Source organism: Zhenhengia yiwuensis (assembly GCF_014384995.1).
Classification (GTDB): Bacteria; Bacillota; Clostridia; order Lachnospirales; family Cellulosilyticaceae; genus Zhenhengia; species Zhenhengia yiwuensis.
Window position 1 is genome coordinate 51,972 of the sequence record NZ_JACRSY010000019.1, and the last position, 18,921, is coordinate 70,892.

Consider the following 18,921-nt stretch of genomic DNA (forward strand, 5'->3'; position numbering starts at 1 on the left):
AAGCATATGTTAAAAGTAGAAAAACTTAATGTCTATTATGGCAATATACATGCCCTTAAAGAGATTTCCTTTGAAGTTCAAAAAGGAGAAATTGTTACTTTAATTGGTGCGAATGGGGCAGGTAAAACATCTACACTCCAAGCGATTAGTGGGATGATTAAGGCAAGTTCAGGTGCTATTACCTTAAAAGGAAAGCCTATTACTTATGAAGAAGCTCATAAACTTGTACCTCTTGGTATGGCACATGTACCAGAGGGAAGACGCGTTTTTGCTCAAATGAGCGTAGAAGAGAATCTTGAACTTGGAGCCTATACGATTAAAGATAAAAAGCAAATTGCTTCAGATATTGAAAAAATGTACAAGAGGTTCCCAAGACTTAAAGAAAGACGTAAGCAGTTAGCGGGAACTATGAGTGGTGGAGAGCAGCAGATGTTAGCTATGGCACGGGCGCTTATGTCCAGACCTGAAATGATCTTAATGGACGAACCTTCTATGGGGCTTGCACCTATTCTAGTACAGGAGATTTTTGAGATTATTAAAGAAATTAATGCAGATGGTACAACTGTACTACTTGTTGAGCAAAATGCTAATAGGGCACTTCAAATTGCTCATCGTGCTTATGTACTTGAAACAGGAGAGATTGTATTAAGTGGAGAAGGGAAAGATCTACTTAGTAATGAACAAGTGAAAAAAGCTTATTTAGGAGCTTAAAAAGGGTAAAAGAGAAAAAATAAAGCGTAAGATTTATCTTACGCTTTATTTTTAGTGAGAAACTCTATCTTTAAGCATACGTGGAAGAGATAAATCAAGATGCATTCCTTCACTTAAGGCTTTATAAGTTTCTAATGCTGAAGGATTAGGGGTGCCTTGACGAATGGCTTTAATAAGAATGTTCTTAGGTGTATGCTGCATATCGATAAATTCCATAACATTTACTTTATAGCCCACACTTTCTAAGTAGAGGGAGCGCATACCATCTGTAATAAAGGAAGCTATTTTCTCTTTGAGAATACCATGTTTTAGAATAGGATCAAGAAGTGGGTTATGAATTTGGGTGTAACATTCGTGATGGCAACAAGGTACCGCGAGAATAACCTTTGCATCCCAGCCTACAGCTTTAGCAAGTGCTGCATCTGTAGCTGTATTACAGGCATGAAGGGATACGACCATATCAATCGTTTTATCTGTTGTATACTGGCCAATATCACCTACTTGGAACTTCAGATTTGTGTAACCAAGACTGTGGGCTAAATCATTACAAAAAGCAATAACATCTTCTTTAAGGTCAAGCCCGACAATTTCTACTTGTTTGCCACGAATATGGGTTAAATAATGATACATAGCAAAAGTTAAGTAGGATTTACCACAACCGAAGTCAATAATACGAATAAAGTCTTGATTAAGCGTTGCCATAACAGATTCTATGGTTTCGAGATATTTATTAATCTGTTTATATTTATCGTATTTAGAAGGTTTAATCTGACCATCATTAGACATGAGCCCAAGGTGAATTAAAAACTCTTTAGAGCTTGCTTCATCTAAAATATACTGTTTTTGTCGGTTATGGCTAAGAGAAGTATCTTGTTTCTTGGTTGCAGCTTTACGTTTAATGTTAGCTTCACCTTTTTTATTAATAAGTGCTTGATAGTCATAAGTTGTTGTGTAGAGCTGAAGTTGTTTGAAGTTCTGAGCGTTGTTTCTTAAAAAAGCTGCTACTTCACTAAGCTTACAGTTTTCATGATAAGCTTTATTATTTTTATAGAGTGTAAATTGGAGTAAAACTTCCGATTTAAGGAGAATACGTTTGCAGGTGATCTTTTCATATTGGTCTAATTTGATACGTGGATTGCTCCAAACAGCATCTATAAAAGTATTTTGCTCAAGGGATTCTTCCCATAAGCGTATTAATTTTTCCATAGTCTAACCTCGCTTATTTCTTAAGTATTTTTATCATACTATGAAAACAAGCTATGTGCAACGCCTGGCCTATGCTATAATGCCTTTTAGGAGGTGGCGAGATGTTCGAAAGAGACTGGGAGACCCTTAATGAAGACCAAAGGCTGGTTGTTAAAAATATAAAAGATTCACTACTTGTATTAGCACCAGCAGGTACAGGTAAAACGAAAGTCATTGCGATGCGTACGGCATATTTATTAAACCAGAAGGTCCCCCCTACATCTATTTTATGTCTGACTTTCACCAATAAGGCAGCAAGAGAGATGGAGGAGCGTATTGGCCTGTATGACAAGCACAATGTAAGACATTTAACCATCAGAACCTTTCATTCTTTCTGCTACTATCTTATCAATCAGGAGAAGCAAAATACACGTCTTGCTTTCCCATGTACCATTATTGATGAAAGTGATACACAAGATATATTAAAACGTATTATCTTTGCGCTGACCAAACAGGAAGAAAAGTATATGGGTAACATGACAAGTTTTATAGAAAATGTGAAGAAGTATCGCCTTAATTTTAGCTTTGATACAGAGCTTAAAGAGGAGAGATTGGTTAAGGCTTATCTTAAAGAGTATCCAAGTAAAGATCCTATTATTTTGCAATATGGTGCTAGGATATTAAGACTTTATGAGAAGTATTTAAAAGAAAATAATTGTGTAGACTTTATAGATCTTATTATAGAAGCCACTTATTTATTAGAAGACCCTGAAATTAGAGCAAAATGGCAGAAACGGTATCACTATATTCAAGTGGATGAAATGCAAGATACAAGTACAAGGGAGTATCATATTATTAAAGTGTTGGCTAAGGAGAACCATATCGCTTTATATGGAGACTTTAATCAGACGATATATGAGTGGCGTGGTTCTGCCCCTCAAACAATGATAGGAGACTATAAAGAAATCTTTAATCCTGTAGAGATTACCCTTAAAACCAATTATAGAAGCACACAGCTACTTCTTAAGGCGGCTAATAGCTTTATCCGTAACAGTAACCTATATCCGAGTTTATCTATACCTTATGCGAAGGAAATTGGCGAGCCTATAGAAGTTTTTTGTGGGGGAAGTCAAGAAGCAGAAATTCTCATGATTGCTAAATCTATTAGTGAGCATTATACAGCTGAACATAAGCAAATTGCTATTTTAACGCGTACCAATAGTTTAGCTAAGTCTATCTATAAAATGCTTGAGAAAAAAGGTATTCCTTGTATACGCGTAGAAGATATTAGGTTAATGCGTACAACAGAGGTAAAAGACCTTCTAGCTGTGATGAGTTATGCGATTAATTTACGCAATAGTTATGCACTAGAGAAAATCATTAAGCATCCTGTTATTCATATGGAGCAGTGGCTTATACAAGAACTTAAGAAAACTAAGTCTGGGTATATGTATTTACATGATTGGTTTCTAGCAGAAAATAATGATCCTTATCAGCCTCTTATAGAGGGATACATGCAAAATAAAATTGTTGTACTCGATGTAGAGAGTACAGGACTCGATACAACAAGTGATGACATTATTCAAATTGCGGCTATCTGTTATGGGAAAGATGGCGTAAAAGATCAGCTTGATGTACTCGTTAAGCCTACTAAGTCTGTAGGAGATTCTTATTATGTACATGGTTTTACAGATGACCAGCTAGAAAGAGAAGGTTTAGAAATTCCTCATGCATTAGATTTATTAGGTGATTTTATTAAAGATAAAATTGTAGTAGGTCATAATATTAAGTATGATTTATCCATTATAGAAAGTATGCTCTATCGTCATCATAAACAGTCTTTTGCTTACCCAGGAGTTTATGATACTTTAGACTTGGCTCATAAAATTTATCCATACTTACCTAATCATAAGCTAGGTACTTTGTCAGAACTGATCAAAACTCAAGCTAAGCCTAATCATAATGCACTACAGGATATACTAGCCACAAGTGAAGTACTTACTCATTTTATTAAAAAGCTTAATGAGAAAAAAGATGAACGCTATAGTTATTTAGAAGCCTATTATCCTTATGTACAAGGGGTAAAAGAGCAGGTGCAAAGTATGACCAAGGAAATACTTAAAAAACCTACTTATGAAGCTATTAGTTATTTAATGAATAGTTGTAACTATAAAAGTGCTTACAGTAAAGAAGCACTACAAAATTTAAGAGACTTTTATAAAATGGCGCAGCAACTTTATGAAGAGCATCTTTCTTATGAGGATAACATTATGAAGTTACTGACCTTTTCTGCTCTTCATGCCAGTGAAGTGGAGCAAAGCGCTTTATTTAAAGGAAAAATTCCAGTTATGACTTTGCATCAAGCAAAAGGATTAGAATTTGATTATGTGTATATGGCAGGATGTAATGAAGATATCTTTCCATCTAGAAGAAGTGTAAAAGAAGGGTATTTAGAAGAGGAAAAAAGGCTATTCTATGTAGGGATGACAAGAGCTAAGAAAAAGCTGTATTTAAGTTATCATACAGGGAAAAAAATGAGTTTTCTTGTAGAAGAAATAGGAGAAGGTTTTAAAAATTATAGGCAAGTGGCTTTAGACAAGGTATAATACAAGTAATACACTTAAGAGGAGGCCTTTATGGAACAAAATAACACACAAAATGATTTTACTATTGTACGTATGGACAAACAAAAACGTATAGCATTAGTTGCCCATGATAGTCGTAAGCAAGATATTATCAATTGGGTTACAGTTAATAAAGAAAAGTTAACAAAGCATTTTTTATGTGGTACAGGTACGACAGCTAAACTACTAGCAGCTGCAACAGAATTACCTATTACTGCCTTTAATAGTGGTCCTTTAGGTGGTGATCAGCAAATCGGTTCACGCATCGTAGAGGGTAATATTGACTTTATGATTTTCTTCTGGGATCCACTTGCATCTCAGCCACATGACCCAGATGTTAAAGCTTTGCTTAGAATTGCTGCACTTTATGATATACCTGTAGCTACTAACCAATCTACAGCAGATTTCTTACTGACATCACCACTGATGGACCAAGAATACAACCGTAAAATTATTGATTACACAAAACGTATTCATAATCGTACAAAAGCTTTTGACAATAACGAACCGATGGCATAGAAAAAAATATTTAAAAAAAATTTTTAGCTGAAATAACCGTTGTAAAATGAGTTATTTCAGCTTTTTTTGTGGAGGATTCTGGTAAGAAAAGGTTAGACAAAAAGGATCAAAGATGATATATTTTTAAAGCGACTACAGATACAATAATTAGTATCTAAAAGTAATAGCTGTGCTAGATATAGTACATAGAAGTAAAGCTATTATGGGAGATATTGGAGGGGTAAAACATGGAAGTTATTAAACGTGACGGACAAGAAGTAACTTTTGATGAGATAAAGATTTATACTGCTATTATGAAAGCTATGAAATATGGTAGTGGTATTGTAGATGAACATATAGCAAGAAAAATAGCTGATGAAATTAAAGAGGATTTCTCCAAAGTAGAAACAAAAGCAACGATATTTCAGATTGAAACAAGCGTTTATCTCAAGCTTATTGAAAATGGACATGAGTTAACTGCGAAATCTTATGAAGGGTATCGAGCTATTCAATCTTTCAAGAGAGAAACGAACACAACAGACCATAGCATTTTAGGGCTAATTGAATTGACAAATGAAGAAGTAATGAATGAAAATTCTAACAAAAATGCCATGATGGCTTCTACACAAAGGGACCTCATAGCAGGAGAAGTTTCAAAAGATATTTCTAGAAGAAAAAAACTACCAGCACGTATTGTGCAAGCACACGATGAAGGTATCCTACATTTCCACGATATGGACTACTTTATGCAATCTATTTTTAACTGCTGCCTTATTAACATTAAAGACATGTTAGATAATGGTACAGTTATTAATAAGCGTATGATTGAAAGCCCTAAAAGCTTCCAAGTAGCATGTACGGTTATGACACAAATTATTGCGCAAGTAGCAAGTAGCCAATATGGTGGGCAATCAGTGGATATTAGACATCTTGGTAAATACTTAAGAAGAAGTAGAGATAAATACTATAACTTACTAAAAGATTCTATGGATAATCAAGAAGAGTTAAATGCAGTAGTAGAGCGTTTAACACGCAAAGAGCTTGAGTCAGGTGTACAAACTATCCAATATCAAATTAATACACTTATGACTACCAATGGTCAGAGCCCATTCGTAACACTATTCTTAAACATTGAAGAAGATGATGAGTATGTAGAAGAAGTATCTCTTATTGTCAAAGAGATTTTAAAACAACGTATAGAAGGTATTAAAAATGAAAGTGGTATTTATACCACACCAGCTTTCCCTAAACTGATTTATGTCCTTCATGAGCATAACTGCCTTGAGGGTGGTCAATATGATGAAGTAACAGAGATGGCTGTACAATGTAGTGCGAAACGCCTTTATCCAGATTATATATCTGCTAAAGAGATGAAGAAGATTTATGAAGGAAATGTATTCTCATGTATGGGATGCAGAAGTTTCTTATCTCCATGGAAAGATGATAAAGGTGAGTATAAATTTGAAGGTAGATTCAATCAAGGGGTAGTTAGTCTAAATTTACCACAAATTGGTATTGTTGCTAATGGTGATGAAGAGAAGTTTTGGAAGCTTCTTGATAATCGATTAGATTTATGTTTTGAAGCACTTATGTGTAGGCATAATGCTTTAAAAGGAACACTTTCTGATGAAGCACCAATTCATTGGCAGCATGGAGCTATTGCACGCCTTAAACAAGGTGAAGTCATTGATCCGCTTCTCATGGATGGTTACTCCACTATTTCACTTGGTTATATTGGGCTTTATGAAGTCACTAAGGCAATGAAAGGGGTCTCACATGTAGAACCTGAAGGTGAGGCGTTTGCATTAAAAGTAATGCACCGTTTAAATGATGCTACAAAGAAATGGAAAGCTGAAACAGGCTTAGGGTTTGGCCTTTACGGTAGCCCAGCTGAATCACTTTGCTACCGTTTTGCTAAAATTGATAAAGCTAAGTTTGGTGAAATTAAAGATATTACAGACAAAGGTTACTATACAAATAGTTACCATGTGGATGTAAGAGAGCCTATTGATGCCTTCTCAAAACTAAAGTTTGAGAGTCAGTTCCAGCCTATTTCAAGTGGCGGGTGTATTTCTTACATTGAGATTCCAAACATGATGCATAACCTTGAAGCACTTAGACAAATGATTACGTATATTTATCATAACATTCAGTATGCGGAATTTAATACGAAATCAGACTGTTGTCATGTATGTGGTTTTGAAGGAGAAATTAGTATTAACGATGCTTTAGAATGGGAGTGCCCAAGCTGTCATAATAAGGATCAAAGTAGAATGAATGTTATTAGAAGGACATGTGGCTATTTAGGAGATAACTACTGGAATAAAGGAAAGACTCAAGAGATTAAAAGTAGAGTACTTCATTTATAAGGAAAGAAGGAGGAAGGATTATGCATTATGCTCAGATGCGCAAATATGATGTAGCCAATGGAATAGGCATCCGAAGTACACTGTTTGTTTCTGGTTGTACACATCAGTGCCCTGGTTGTTTTAATACAGATTATAGAGAATTTGATTATGGTACGCCATGGACAAAGGAAGCAGAAGATACTTTTTTAAGCTATATTAAAGATGAAAATGTACATGGTGTCACTATTCTAGGCGGTGAGCCTATGCAACAGACAAAAGATGATGACCTCCTAAACCTTTTAAGAAGGATTAAACAAGAGACTAATGAGACAATATGGATTTATTCTGGTTATACTTATGAAGAGATTCTAAAAGAGCCTAAAAGACGCCAAATACTTGAATTATGTGATGTCTTAGTAGATGGCAGATTTGTAGAGGCTTTAAAAGACTTAAAACTTAGATTTAGAGGAAGTAGCAATCAAAATATTATTGATGTACAAGCTTCTTTAACGTCAGGTGAAAAGGTTTTATTGACATTTTAATGTTCCAAGAGGAGAGACAAAAGATGGATAATCGTACAATATATTTTGCAAAAGTAAAAGAGGATGCTATTATTCCAAGCAAGAGAGAAGAAGATGGTGCATTTGATATCTATGCTTGCTTTGAAGAAGACTTCATGATCATTGCACCACATGAGACAAAACTTATTCCAACAGGAATTGCTTCAGCTTTCTCATCTGATTATGTAGCTATTTTAAAAGAACGTGGTTCTAATGGAAGTAAAGGGATTGGTCAAAGAGCAGGTGTTATTGATTCTGGTTACCGCGGCGAATGGTTTGTACCTTTAACAAATCATAACACAGTACCTGTAGTTCTTTTAAAAGAAAGTTACGCAGGAGAGCAATCAGCTTTTGGTGAGGCTATTATTTATCCTTATGAAAAAGCTATGAGCCAGTGTATTCTCGTAGAGGTACCAAAAGTTAAAACGGCAGAAATTAGCTATGAAGCATTAATGCAATTTGAATCTGAACGTGGAACAGGTATGTTAGGTTCTTCAGGTAAATAAATAGAGAAAGCTCTTTTTTCCTAGGCATTAGGAAAAGGGAGCTTTTTTTGTTTTTTCAGTGATAAAAATCTACTTTATTATTGATTCAAGATAAAATCTTCCTAATAGTACATTTTAAATAATGAAAAGAATAGAGTTGATAAAAATAATTTTGAATATTGTAGAAAAATATATCAACATAAGATAAAATATAATTGTTAAAATAAGTAAATTGTACTACATATATAAAATAATTTAGTTTATAAGAGAGATAAAGAGGAGAAGGCCATGTATCTATACAAAATTCTTATAGTAGATGATGAAGAAGAAGTAAGAAGCAGTATTATGAGAAAGATGCAGTGGGAACAATTAGGCTATCAATTAGTAGGGGATGCAGAAAATGGAGAAGATGCATTAGAAAAAGTTAGAGTGTTAGAGCCAGACTTAGTATTAACAGATATTAAAATGCCTTATATGGATGGACTTACATTAACAAAATATATTAAAGAAGAAAGAAATAGTACAGAAATTGTTATTTTTTCCGGATTTGATGATTTTGAATATGCGCAGAAGGCGATTAAACTGGGTGTTATTGAATATATTTTAAAACCTGTTAATGTAGTTGAGTTAACAGAGATACTAAAAAAACTCAAGCTAAAAATGGATGAGCGCATTGCAGAAAAACGTAATATACAGGCCTTAAGACTAGATTACCAAAGGATGCTTCCTGTTCTAAAAGAACATTTTTTAGGGGATTTGGTACAAGGAAGATTAAATCATATAGCTATTTTAGAAGGTTTTAATCGGTTTAATCTATGTGTAAAGGATGGGCCAAGTTGGATTGTTGCTACAACACATATTGAGCTTCCAATGATTGAGCAAAATGAACAGAGGCTTAACTTACATGATGAAGTTGATTTAATTCCACTTTCTGTAGAACAGATCATTTGTGAAAAGTTAATGGGGGATTTTCAGTTCGAAACTTTTGGAACAGCGACAGGTACATGTATCTTGTGCGCTATTCATACAAAACAGGAAATGGAAAGATTCATGAATAAGTTAAATCAAGTGTGCTTAGAGTGTAAAAAGATTCTGGAGCTTAATGTTACTATAGGCCTTGGAAAAGCTTATACCAAACAAGAGCTGATTAAAGATTCTTATGATGAAGCTAAGAGTGCTATAGGCTATAGAGCGACTATAGGAAGTGGTATGGTTATTTACATTAGTGATGTAGAGGTTATTCATGTAGGGGTTTTAAGATTTGATGAACAAAGTGAAGGAAAATTGATTCATGCTATTAAGTTTGGAGAGCGAGAAGAGATTATAGAAGTTATAGAAAGTCTCATGCACAAAATGAAAGCAGCTAAGGTACATACTAGTCAACATCAAGTTTATGTCATGGCGATTATTCATTCTATGATGGAAATGGCGCAGAAATATGAGTTAGATACGAATCAGATTTGGGGTAAAGAAGATTATTTTAAAGTTATGGGAAGGTTACTTACTATACAGAGCATGCAAAACTTCATTATCAATAGTGCCCTTTCTATTCATGAAAACCTTCATAAGGAACGTTACGATACGATGAAGCAACTCATAGTAGAAGCGAAAAAGTATATTACAGAACACTTTACTAATCCAGATTTATCTGTAGAGATGGTATGTGAGCATCTACATATTAGTCAGGCTTATTTTTCTACACTCTTTAAAAAAGAGACAGGACAGACATATATTAGTTATTTAACGGAACTTCGTCTTAATAAAGCTATTGAACTCCTTAATAAAACAGAAGATAAGACCTACATTATTGCGAATAAGGTAGGTTATACAGAGCCGAATTACTTTAGTTATGTCTTTAAAAAGAACTTTGGAATAGCACCTAGTCGTTATCAGCGCAGAGCTAATTCGAATAGGGGATGAAGCTATGCTAAAAAGAATAAATGAATGGTGGATGGAGATTTATCATCAACTTAGTTTAAGAAATATTGTATGGGTATCCTTTTCTGCTACAGCAGCTTTAGCCACTATTTTCATGGGACTGTCCTTTTATAGTAGGTTTTCTATGCAGCTTAATAATGAAATGCAGATGGAAAATCAGGCTTTAATCAATCAAGTGAATAATGCTGTCAATACTTATGTAAGAAATATGATGAAGCTTTCTGATACTTTATATTTTAAGGTCATTAAAGATCAGGACATACAATTAGTAGACTTTGATGAGACTTTTAGGCTATTTTATGAAACCAATAAAGACTATATTAAAAACATTGCTTTATTTAGCGAAGAAGGAGATCCCATTGTTCTAGCGCCAGCAGCTTCATTAAAGGAAGGTATTCATCCAGCCGAGCAAAAATGGTTTAAACGTGCGCTTGAAAAAAGTGAGAATATGCATTTTTCTACTTTACATATTCAAAATTTATTTAATGAAAATGAGGGTGAGTATGAATGGGTCATTTCATTAAGTAGAGCAGTGCAAATGACTTATGGGAGTGAAGTTAAACAGGGTGTTTTATTAATAGATATGGCTTATGATGGGATTAAACAATTGTTTAGTAATATTTCACTTGGGCAAGAAGGTTATGTCTACATGATGGATCAAACAGGTGCCATCATCTATCATCCTAAGCAGCAGTTATTAGCATCAGGTATCTATAAGGAAAATACACAAGCTGCCATGCATTATAATGATGGCATTTATAATGAAGTATTTGAAGGCAAACAAAGACAAGTCATTATTAAAACAGTAGGATATACAGGCTGGACTATAGAAGGTGTTATTTTCCCCAATGCAGTGAGTTTAAACAATAAGAAAAGTAACATCTTCTTTATTTTTCTATTTTTGTTTTTCACTATGGGCCTTGTACTTATTAATTCTATTATTTCGACAAAGGTATCTAAACCCATTAGAAATCTAGAAAAAGCCGTAAAAGAAGTTGAAATGGGAAAACTAGATACGTGTATTAAGGCAGAAGGATTTTATGAAGTACACCACCTGGGGCAATCCGTACATAAAATGGCTGAGCAAATTAAAAAGTTAATGGAGGATATAGTAAAAGAGCATGAATCTAAGAGAAAGAGTGAACTAGACGCACTACAATCACAAATTAACCCACACTTTTTATACAATACGCTAGATATTATTGTTTGGATGATTGAGAATGAAAGACAGCAGGATGCAGCTAAAGTGGTTACAGCTTTAGCCAGATTCTTTAGAATTAGCTTAAGTAAAGGCAAACATATTATTTCTATTGCAGACGAAATTGAGCATGTGAGAAATTACTTAACTATACAGCAGCTTCGGTATAAAAATAAGTTTGAGTATGATATTGAGATAACAGAAGAAGCTAAGTCATTCGCAACAATCAAACTGATTATTCAGCCTCTTGTAGAAAATGCCATTTACCACGGTATGGTCTATATGGATGGGGATGGTCTTATTCGTGTACAAGCTTATGTAGAAGAAAGTGAAGTGTACATTACAGTAAGTGATAATGGACTTGGTATGACAAAGGAACGTATTAATCAATTATTAAAAGGTGAGATCCAATCTTCTAAAAGAGGATCAGGAATAGGTGTAAGTAATGTAAATGAGCGTATTAAACTCTATTTTGGGGAGGCTTATGGCATACAGATTGAATCTGAACCAGATGAGGGAACCAAAATGATTGTACACCTTCCAAAGGTTATCTATGAAAAAGAAGAAAAGGGCGTGTAAAGGATGAAACATAAAAATGATATCTTATATATTTTAGCCCTTATTCTATTAGTCATGCTTTATCTTATTTCTTCAACAGATTTGTTTTATAAAGAACAAGAAACGGATATATATCAAATCTCTGTTATTTTAAATGAAACAAGTGATGCTATTTTTGAAAATATTAAATTAGGTATGAAGCAAGTGGATAAGGAGTGGACTACAGAAGTCAATATAGTGACTTTATATGAGGCTAATCATGCAGAGCAGCAAATGAAACTGGTAGAAAGGGAAGTTGCCAATGGTGCAGAAGTTATTATTTTGTTTCCTGTAGATGCAGAGTTAACCAAGGAATATTTAATACAGGAAAACTGGAATATTCCTATTATTTGTGTAGGAACTTATTTGCCAGAACAGGTAGTAGATGTATGGATACATGGTGATGAACTAGCAAGGGTACAAGAACTTGGTAGAAAGATTATTGAAGATAACTTGCGATTTATTTATACCATTGCACCTAGAATTGAAAGAAGCAATGTAAATCAGAGGTTAAAGGGGCTAAAAGAGGTATTAGAAGAAAATAATGTAGGAGTTGAATGTCTTTACTATGAAACAGAAGAAGAGCTCGTTACCTTACTTAGAGAACTGAACGAGAAGGGGATCGAGACTGGACTAGTGGCCTTAGATACTATGACTTTAAACTTGTTGATGACTCAGTATAGGACACTAGAGGAGCAGAATTTATACATTTATGGAATAGGTTATACGAGTAGCCTTTTAAGTGATTTAGAGAAAGGACTTATTCAAGCACTTTCTATACATAATGACTACGATTTAGGGTACTTAAGTTTAGCTTCAGCAGTGGCTTTATTACAACATGAAAAAGTAGCTTATGACCAAAAGGTTATAGGGGGGCTTATTACAAAAGATAATATCTATGGAACGTTCTATGAAAAAATATTATTTCCTATTCACTAATAAGGAGATGTGGGATGAATCAAAAGAAAAGATATTTATTGATTATTACTATAGTATTCGTTTGTTTTCTACTCTTTAAAAATTACATAAATACTGACTTAAAGCATGAAGAAAATAAAGTTGTTAAGATAGGGGTATGTACATATAAGGCTAGTGATACGTTTATTGCTTCTATTGTTACAGAACTTGAAAAAATTATAAAGGAAGAAGAGCAACTTAGAGAGACTACGATTAAATTAGATATTTCAGATGCTAAAGAAAGCCAGTTAACTCAGAATGAACAAGTGCAAAAATACATTGCATTAGATTATGACGTTATCTGTGTTAATATCGTAGATCGAACGAGTGCCGCTAGTCTAATTGATCAAGCAGCAAGCGCACAAATCCCACTTGTATTTTTTAATAGACAACCTGTAGAGGAAGATATGTATCGAAGTGATAGTGTCTACTATATTGGCTCTAATGCAAAAGAGTCAGCCATTATGCAAGGTGAACTTATTATAGAAGCTTATAAACAAAATCCAGAGCTTATAGATAAAAATCAAAATGGGATTATTGAGTATGCTATTTTAGAAGGTGAAGCAGGGCATCAGGATACTGTTATTCGTACAGAATATGCCATTAAGACACTGGAAGAAAAAGGGCTAGAATTAAAAAGAGTAGCAGGATGGTGTGCTAATTTTGATAGAAATCAAGCTGCTGCATTAGTCGAACAATGGTTAAGTCATGAACAAGAAGAAATAGAACTTATTTTGTCCAATAATGATGATATGGCATTAGGTGCAGCAGATGCCATTGAAAAGTTAGAAGGAGAAAGTATTGCTATTGTGGGAATTGATGGAACACCACAAGGTAGAGAGGCTGTAGATAAAGGCACTTTACTAGGTACTGTTGTGTCAGATCAAAAACTTTATGCAAGACAAATTTTTACACTATGTGATGCACTTATTAAAGGTGAGGAATTTGTAGACCAGCTCGAGTTAGAAGATAACAAGTATATGTGGATGCCGTGGGGAAAATATATCTAAGATTTTTATAGATAGATAAAAGAAAATCTCATGTAAAAGAAAATTTAATAAAGGTATAATAAACACATCAATAAGGTTATTAAAGATATGTTTATTATTTTGGAGGGGATCATATGAAAAAGAAATGGATAGGAATGGTAGTAGGAGCAACGATGATGGCAATGTCATTAACAGGATGTAGCGAGGCACCTACGACACCAAGTGAACCAGAGACATCAACAAGTAGTGAAAAGCCAGCTGAAGAGACTAAGGAACCCGAAAAGGTTGAAACAGATACAGCCGAAGCACAGAAAGAAGAGATTACAATGGGTATCCTCATTTATAAATATGATGATACTTATATCTCTACAGTACGTTCTGCCATTGAAAAATATGCAAAAGAGGCAAATGTAGCTATTACATTAGATATGCAGGATGCACAAGGTGACCAAGCCAAACAAAATGACCAATTAGATGTTTTAATTGAAAAAGGTGTTGATGTATTAGCTATTAATGCAGTAGACACAGGATCTGCACAAGGACTTGCAGATAAAGCAAAAGCTGCAGGCATTCCAGCTGTATTCTTTAACAGGGAGCCAGATGCTTCTGTTATTCAATCTTGTGAAGGGATTTTTATTGGAACAACAGCCTCAGAAGCAGGTGTAATGCAAGGTGATATCTTATCACAAATGTGGAAAGAACACCCAGAGTATGACCTTAATGGAGATGGTAAAGTTCAATACCTAGTCTTTAAAGGAGAACCTGGTAACCCAGAAGCCGAAGCACGTACTTCTTATGCGGTTTCTCAAGCCGAAGCTAATGGCTTAGTTATGGAAAATGTCAATGGTGATCCTATTGTAGCAAACTGGGCAACAGACCAAGCGCAAACAGCTATGGAAGCTGTCTTAGCAGCTCATGATGGAGAAATTGAAGCAGTATTTTGTAATAACGATGATATGGCACTTGGTGTTATTGCAGCCCTTAATGGTTCCGATTATAACTTATCAGCAGATGGTGAAAAATGGATTCCTGTTTTAGGTGTAGATGCAACAGATGCAGGTGTTGAAGCTATTAATTCAGGTAAAATGGCAGCAACAGTTAAACAAGATGGTGATGCAATGGGTAAAGCTATTGTAGCTATTGCATCAAATGCAGCTTTAGATAAAGACTACTTAGAAGGTACAGACTATACATTAGCTGAAGATGGTATTTCTGTGCGTATTCCTTATTCAACCATTCAATAAATCGTAAAATACTAAAATAGGGGAGTATCTTTAAATAGAGCAAGTTATTTAAGGATACTCCTTTTATGAAAAGAGAGGAAGAAAAGGGGGGAATGCTATGGGCACAGAGTATGTATTAGAGATGGAAGGAATTGAGAAAAAATTTCCAGGTGTTAAAGCATTAGATGGTGCACAGTTAATGCTACGTAAGGGAACAGTACATTCTTTAATGGGTGAGAATGGAGCCGGAAAAAGTACACTGATGAAGTGTTTGTTTGGTATTTATCAAGAGGATGCAGGAAGCATCAAAATAGAAGGAACAGAAATCAGGTTTGATAATCCCAAACAAGCCTTAGATCATGGTGTAGCGATGGTACATCAAGAACTGAACCAAGTACTAAGAAGAAGTGTTATGGAAAATATATGGCTAGGACGTTTTCCTAAAAAAATGGGGTTTATTGACCATGAAAAGATGTATGAAGATACTTTAGAAGTTTTTAAGGATCTTAATATAGAAGTAGACCCTAAAATGCTTATTGGTAAACTATCTGTTTCTCAAAGACAGATGGTAGAAATAGCGAAAGCCGTTTCATATAATGCCAAGATATTAGTATTAGATGAGCCTACATCTTCTTTAACTAAGCAAGAGGTAGAGCATTTATTTGGCATTATTAATAGACTACGTCAACGAGGCGTAGGCATGATTTACATTTCTCATAAAATGGAGGAAATTCTTCAAATATCAGATGATGTAACAGTCATGAGAGATGGTAAATGGATTGCCACCAAACAGGCAAAAGATTTGACAACAGATGAAATTATAAAGCTAATGGTAGGACGTAGTTTAACAAATCGTTTCCCACCTAAGACGAATGAAATAGGAGATGTGTTATTAGAGGTAAAAGGGTTAACAGGAAAGTACATGCCAACTTGTATGGATGTTTCATTTAACTTACATAAAGGTGAAATTCTAGGTATAGCAGGGCTGGTAGGCTCTAAACGTACAGAATTACTTGAAACACTTTTTGGAACAGCTCATAAGGAAAAGGGAGAAGTCATTCTGCATGGTAAGCCTATAAAAAATAGAAATGCCAAAGAAGCCATTAAAAATGGTTTTGCTTTATTAACAGAGGAAAGACGTGCAACAGGAATTATTCCACTTCAAAGCATTATATTTAATTCTGTATTAGCTAATTTATCAGCTTATAAAAAAAGAGGCTTTTTATCTGATAAGAAGATGGAAGAAGATACAACATGGGTTATTGATAGTATGAAAGTGAAGACACCTTCTTCTAAAACACATATTAAATCTTTATCAGGTGGTAATCAGCAAAAGGTTATTATAGGGAGATGGTTACTCACTAGCCCAGAAGTACTTCTTTTAGATGAGCCGACCCGAGGAATTGATGTAGGAGCAAAATATGAAATTTATCAGCTTATTATTGATTTAGCTAATAAAGGAAAAGGTATTGTAATGGTTTCTTCTGAAATGCCAGAGCTTATTGGAATCTGTGATCGTATTCTTGTTATGAGTAATGGAAAGGTGGCAGGTATTTTAGATATGAAAAAAGACTATGCGGGGAATGCGCAAGAAGAAATTATGCGATTAGCTGCAAAATATATTTAACTAGGAGGGGGATCAAATGGGAGAAACAAAAACACGTAAATGGGATAAAGAAAGAATCAATGAGTTTTTATTAAACTATGCACTCTATATTATTTTAGGGATTATGATTATTGTCGTTATTTGTATTAATCCTAAATTCTTATCTGTTTCTAACTTTATTAAGATTTTAACACAAGCATCTACGAGAGGTATTTTGGCTTTAGGTGTTGCCGGAATGATTGTACTTGCTGGAACAGACCTTTCAGCAGGACGTATTTTAGGATGCTGTGCAGCAGTATCTGCTTCATTAGTACAGTCTGTGACTTATGCGTCAAGGATGTATCCTGGTATTACAGAGGATTTACCACTTATTCTTCCCTTACTAGCAAGTATAACCATTGGTGTAATCTTCTGTATGATCAATGGATTTGGTGTAGCAAAGCTTAAACTACATGCTTTCATTGTTTCTTTAGGTACACAGCTTATTGCTTTTGGTTGTACCTGTATCTACATTGATAGTCAAGAAGGCGGGGCTCAGGCTATTTCTAGCTTTAACGAAAAATTTATTAATTTTGTAAATGGCTCTTTTCCTATTGGCAATTTTAAATTACCTTATTTAATTTGTTACTTTGCTATTGCTGCAGTTGTTGTATGGATTATTTGGAATAAGACAACACTCGGTAAAAATATGTTTGCTATCGGTGGGAATATGGAAGCAGCAGCTGTATCAGGTGTCAATATCTCTAGAAGTATTATGGGGGTTTATTTAGTAGCTGGTGTTTTGTATGGTATTGCAGCTTTTCTTGAAGCTGGACGTATCCAATCTGTTAATACAGGGACAGGACTTAACTATGACTTAGATGCCATTTCAGGGTGTGTTATCGGTGGTGTTTCTTTTGCAGGTGGTGTTGGAACTATTCCAGGGGTTATCATTGGCGTTATTATTCTTCAAGTAATCAACTACAGCTTAAACTTTTTAGGCGTTAACCCCTATCTACAGTATATTATTAAAGGCCTTATCATTATTTTAGCTGTTTCAATTGACGTAAGAAAATATATTGCTAAAAAATAAGTAGGAAATAGGAGTGCATAAAAGTATGGATGATGAACAAAAAGTAAAGGCAGAAGCAGAACAAGAAGAAAATCAAGAACTGCCTAATACAACACTTATGTCTATGAAAGAAAATGTATATGATCATCTCAATGTTTCTTTAAAAACGATGAATAGGGTTATTGCTTTATTGGTTATTGCTATTATTGTGTTTACAACTTTTGGTATTTGGCAAGCTCATATTAAATAAGTAAAAAATCCTCGTAGTAAAAGAACTACGAGGATTTTTATTTGAAATACTTACTTAAATGGTTGTTCCGAAAAATATAAAAGTTTAAGAATGTTTTCCTATAATTTTATAGAAGTAGTAGGATGGAAGAGCTAAAATAAATATAGAATTTTATTTGTTTTTAATGGGAGGTGAGTTAAATAGTAAGCATAGACAATATAAATTTATGCAAACTAGAGTTTTGTGCCAATTATATTTATGATGAACATTTTCATGATGAATATGAAATAAATTATGTCAATTTAGGAAGATGTATCATGACTGCAGAAGATAAGAATGTTGCGCTTAGACAAGGGGAGTGTATTATTATACCTCCTTCTTATCGGCATAGTTTTATGGTAGATGGTATGCAAAAGTGTCAAATTACACAATTTGGTTTTAAGTTATTAGAAGTAAACGAAAAGCTGGATTGTCTCATATTGTTTAAAAGTAAACAGCCTTATTTTAAGATTACCAACTGTACAGATGTTCTAGAGAATATGAATAATCTGTATACATACTCTAACTACAGCAGTTATGCCGAATATAATAAACTTTTATTGTATAAAGAAAACCCCCGGCTATGCCTGGGGTTCGAAAAAGCTTATAGCTATGAGTATAAATAAAAAACCTCCTTTGAAGAATAAGATTAGGTTCGCCAACCAATCAAATCAAAGGAGGTT

General features: G+C 34.2%; 16 protein-coding genes. 15 read left to right on the forward strand and 1 reads right to left on the reverse strand.

What is annotated here, in order from left to right:
• The first annotated feature begins 6 nt into the window (after positions 1-6).
• Positions 7-711 carry an ABC transporter ATP-binding protein gene (locus H8718_RS12485; RefSeq protein ID WP_249333170.1) on the forward strand — a complete coding sequence of 235 codons (705 nt, stop codon included), beginning with the start codon at positions 7-9 and terminating at the stop codon, positions 709-711.
• A gap of 51 nt (positions 712-762) precedes the next feature.
• Here the strand turns inward: H8718_RS12485 and H8718_RS12490 are convergent, their stop codons facing one another.
• Positions 763-1,917, reverse strand: coding sequence for a class I SAM-dependent methyltransferase (locus H8718_RS12490; protein ID WP_249333171.1), 1,155 nt, complete (start codon positions 1,915-1,917; stop codon positions 763-765).
• A gap of 101 nt (positions 1,918-2,018) precedes the next feature.
• Here H8718_RS12490 and H8718_RS12495 point away from each other — a divergent pair, with 101 nt between their 5' ends.
• The 14 genes from H8718_RS12495 (at position 2,019) to H8718_RS12560 (ending at position 18,864) form a co-directional block, all read left to right on the forward strand.
• Entirely contained in the window at positions 2,019-4,502 is a 2,484-nt protein-coding gene (locus tag H8718_RS12495; protein ID WP_177669905.1) for an ATP-dependent helicase, read from the forward strand.
• 30 nt (positions 4,503-4,532) lie between these two features.
• Positions 4,533-5,039 (forward strand): methylglyoxal synthase, encoded by a 507-nt coding sequence (locus H8718_RS12500; RefSeq protein ID WP_177669906.1) that lies wholly within the window; start codon positions 4,533-4,535, stop codon positions 5,037-5,039.
• 227 nt (positions 5,040-5,266) lie between these two features.
• Entirely contained in the window at positions 5,267-7,387 is a 2,121-nt protein-coding gene (gene nrdD / locus H8718_RS12505; protein ID WP_249333172.1) for an anaerobic ribonucleoside-triphosphate reductase, read from the forward strand.
• Positions 7,388-7,407: 20 nt separating this feature from the next.
• A complete protein-coding gene (gene nrdG, locus H8718_RS12510; RefSeq protein ID WP_249333173.1) occupies positions 7,408-7,908 on the forward strand; it encodes an anaerobic ribonucleoside-triphosphate reductase activating protein in 501 nt (166 codons plus the stop codon).
• A gap of 23 nt (positions 7,909-7,931) precedes the next feature.
• Positions 7,932-8,432, forward strand: a complete 501-nt coding sequence (locus H8718_RS12515) for a dCTP deaminase domain-containing protein (RefSeq protein ID WP_249333174.1) — start codon at positions 7,932-7,934, stop codon at positions 8,430-8,432.
• 267 nt (positions 8,433-8,699) lie between these two features.
• Positions 8,700-10,331 carry a response regulator gene (locus H8718_RS12520; RefSeq protein WP_249333175.1) on the forward strand — a complete coding sequence of 544 codons (1,632 nt, stop codon included), beginning with the start codon at positions 8,700-8,702 and terminating at the stop codon, positions 10,329-10,331.
• A 4-nt stretch (positions 10,332-10,335) separates the two neighbouring features.
• Entirely contained in the window at positions 10,336-12,126 is a 1,791-nt protein-coding gene (locus H8718_RS12525) for a sensor histidine kinase (protein WP_249333176.1), read from the forward strand.
• A 3-nt stretch (positions 12,127-12,129) separates the two neighbouring features.
• Complete coding sequence (locus tag H8718_RS12530; protein ID WP_249333177.1) at positions 12,130-13,083, forward strand: substrate-binding domain-containing protein; 954 nt, start codon at positions 12,130-12,132, stop codon at positions 13,081-13,083.
• 14 nt (positions 13,084-13,097) lie between these two features.
• Complete coding sequence (locus tag H8718_RS12535) at positions 13,098-14,111, forward strand: galactose ABC transporter substrate-binding protein (protein ID WP_249333178.1); 1,014 nt, start codon at positions 13,098-13,100, stop codon at positions 14,109-14,111.
• A 113-nt stretch (positions 14,112-14,224) separates the two neighbouring features.
• Positions 14,225-15,334, forward strand: coding sequence for a substrate-binding domain-containing protein (locus H8718_RS12540; protein ID WP_249333179.1), 1,110 nt, complete (start codon positions 14,225-14,227; stop codon positions 15,332-15,334).
• Positions 15,335-15,431: 97 nt separating this feature from the next.
• Complete coding sequence (locus H8718_RS12545; RefSeq protein WP_249333180.1) at positions 15,432-16,940, forward strand: sugar ABC transporter ATP-binding protein; 1,509 nt, start codon at positions 15,432-15,434, stop codon at positions 16,938-16,940.
• Positions 16,941-16,956: 16 nt separating this feature from the next.
• A complete protein-coding gene (gene mglC / locus H8718_RS12550) occupies positions 16,957-17,991 on the forward strand; it encodes a galactose/methyl galactoside ABC transporter permease MglC (RefSeq protein ID WP_177669924.1) in 1,035 nt (344 codons plus the stop codon).
• Between the two features lie 25 nt (positions 17,992-18,016).
• Positions 18,017-18,220 (forward strand): hypothetical protein, encoded by a 204-nt coding sequence (locus H8718_RS12555; protein ID WP_249333181.1) that lies wholly within the window; start codon positions 18,017-18,019, stop codon positions 18,218-18,220.
• A 197-nt stretch (positions 18,221-18,417) separates the two neighbouring features.
• Positions 18,418-18,864 carry a cupin domain-containing protein gene (locus H8718_RS12560; protein WP_330597695.1) on the forward strand — a complete coding sequence of 149 codons (447 nt, stop codon included), beginning with the start codon at positions 18,418-18,420 and terminating at the stop codon, positions 18,862-18,864.
• The last annotated feature ends 57 nt before the right edge of the window (positions 18,865-18,921 follow it).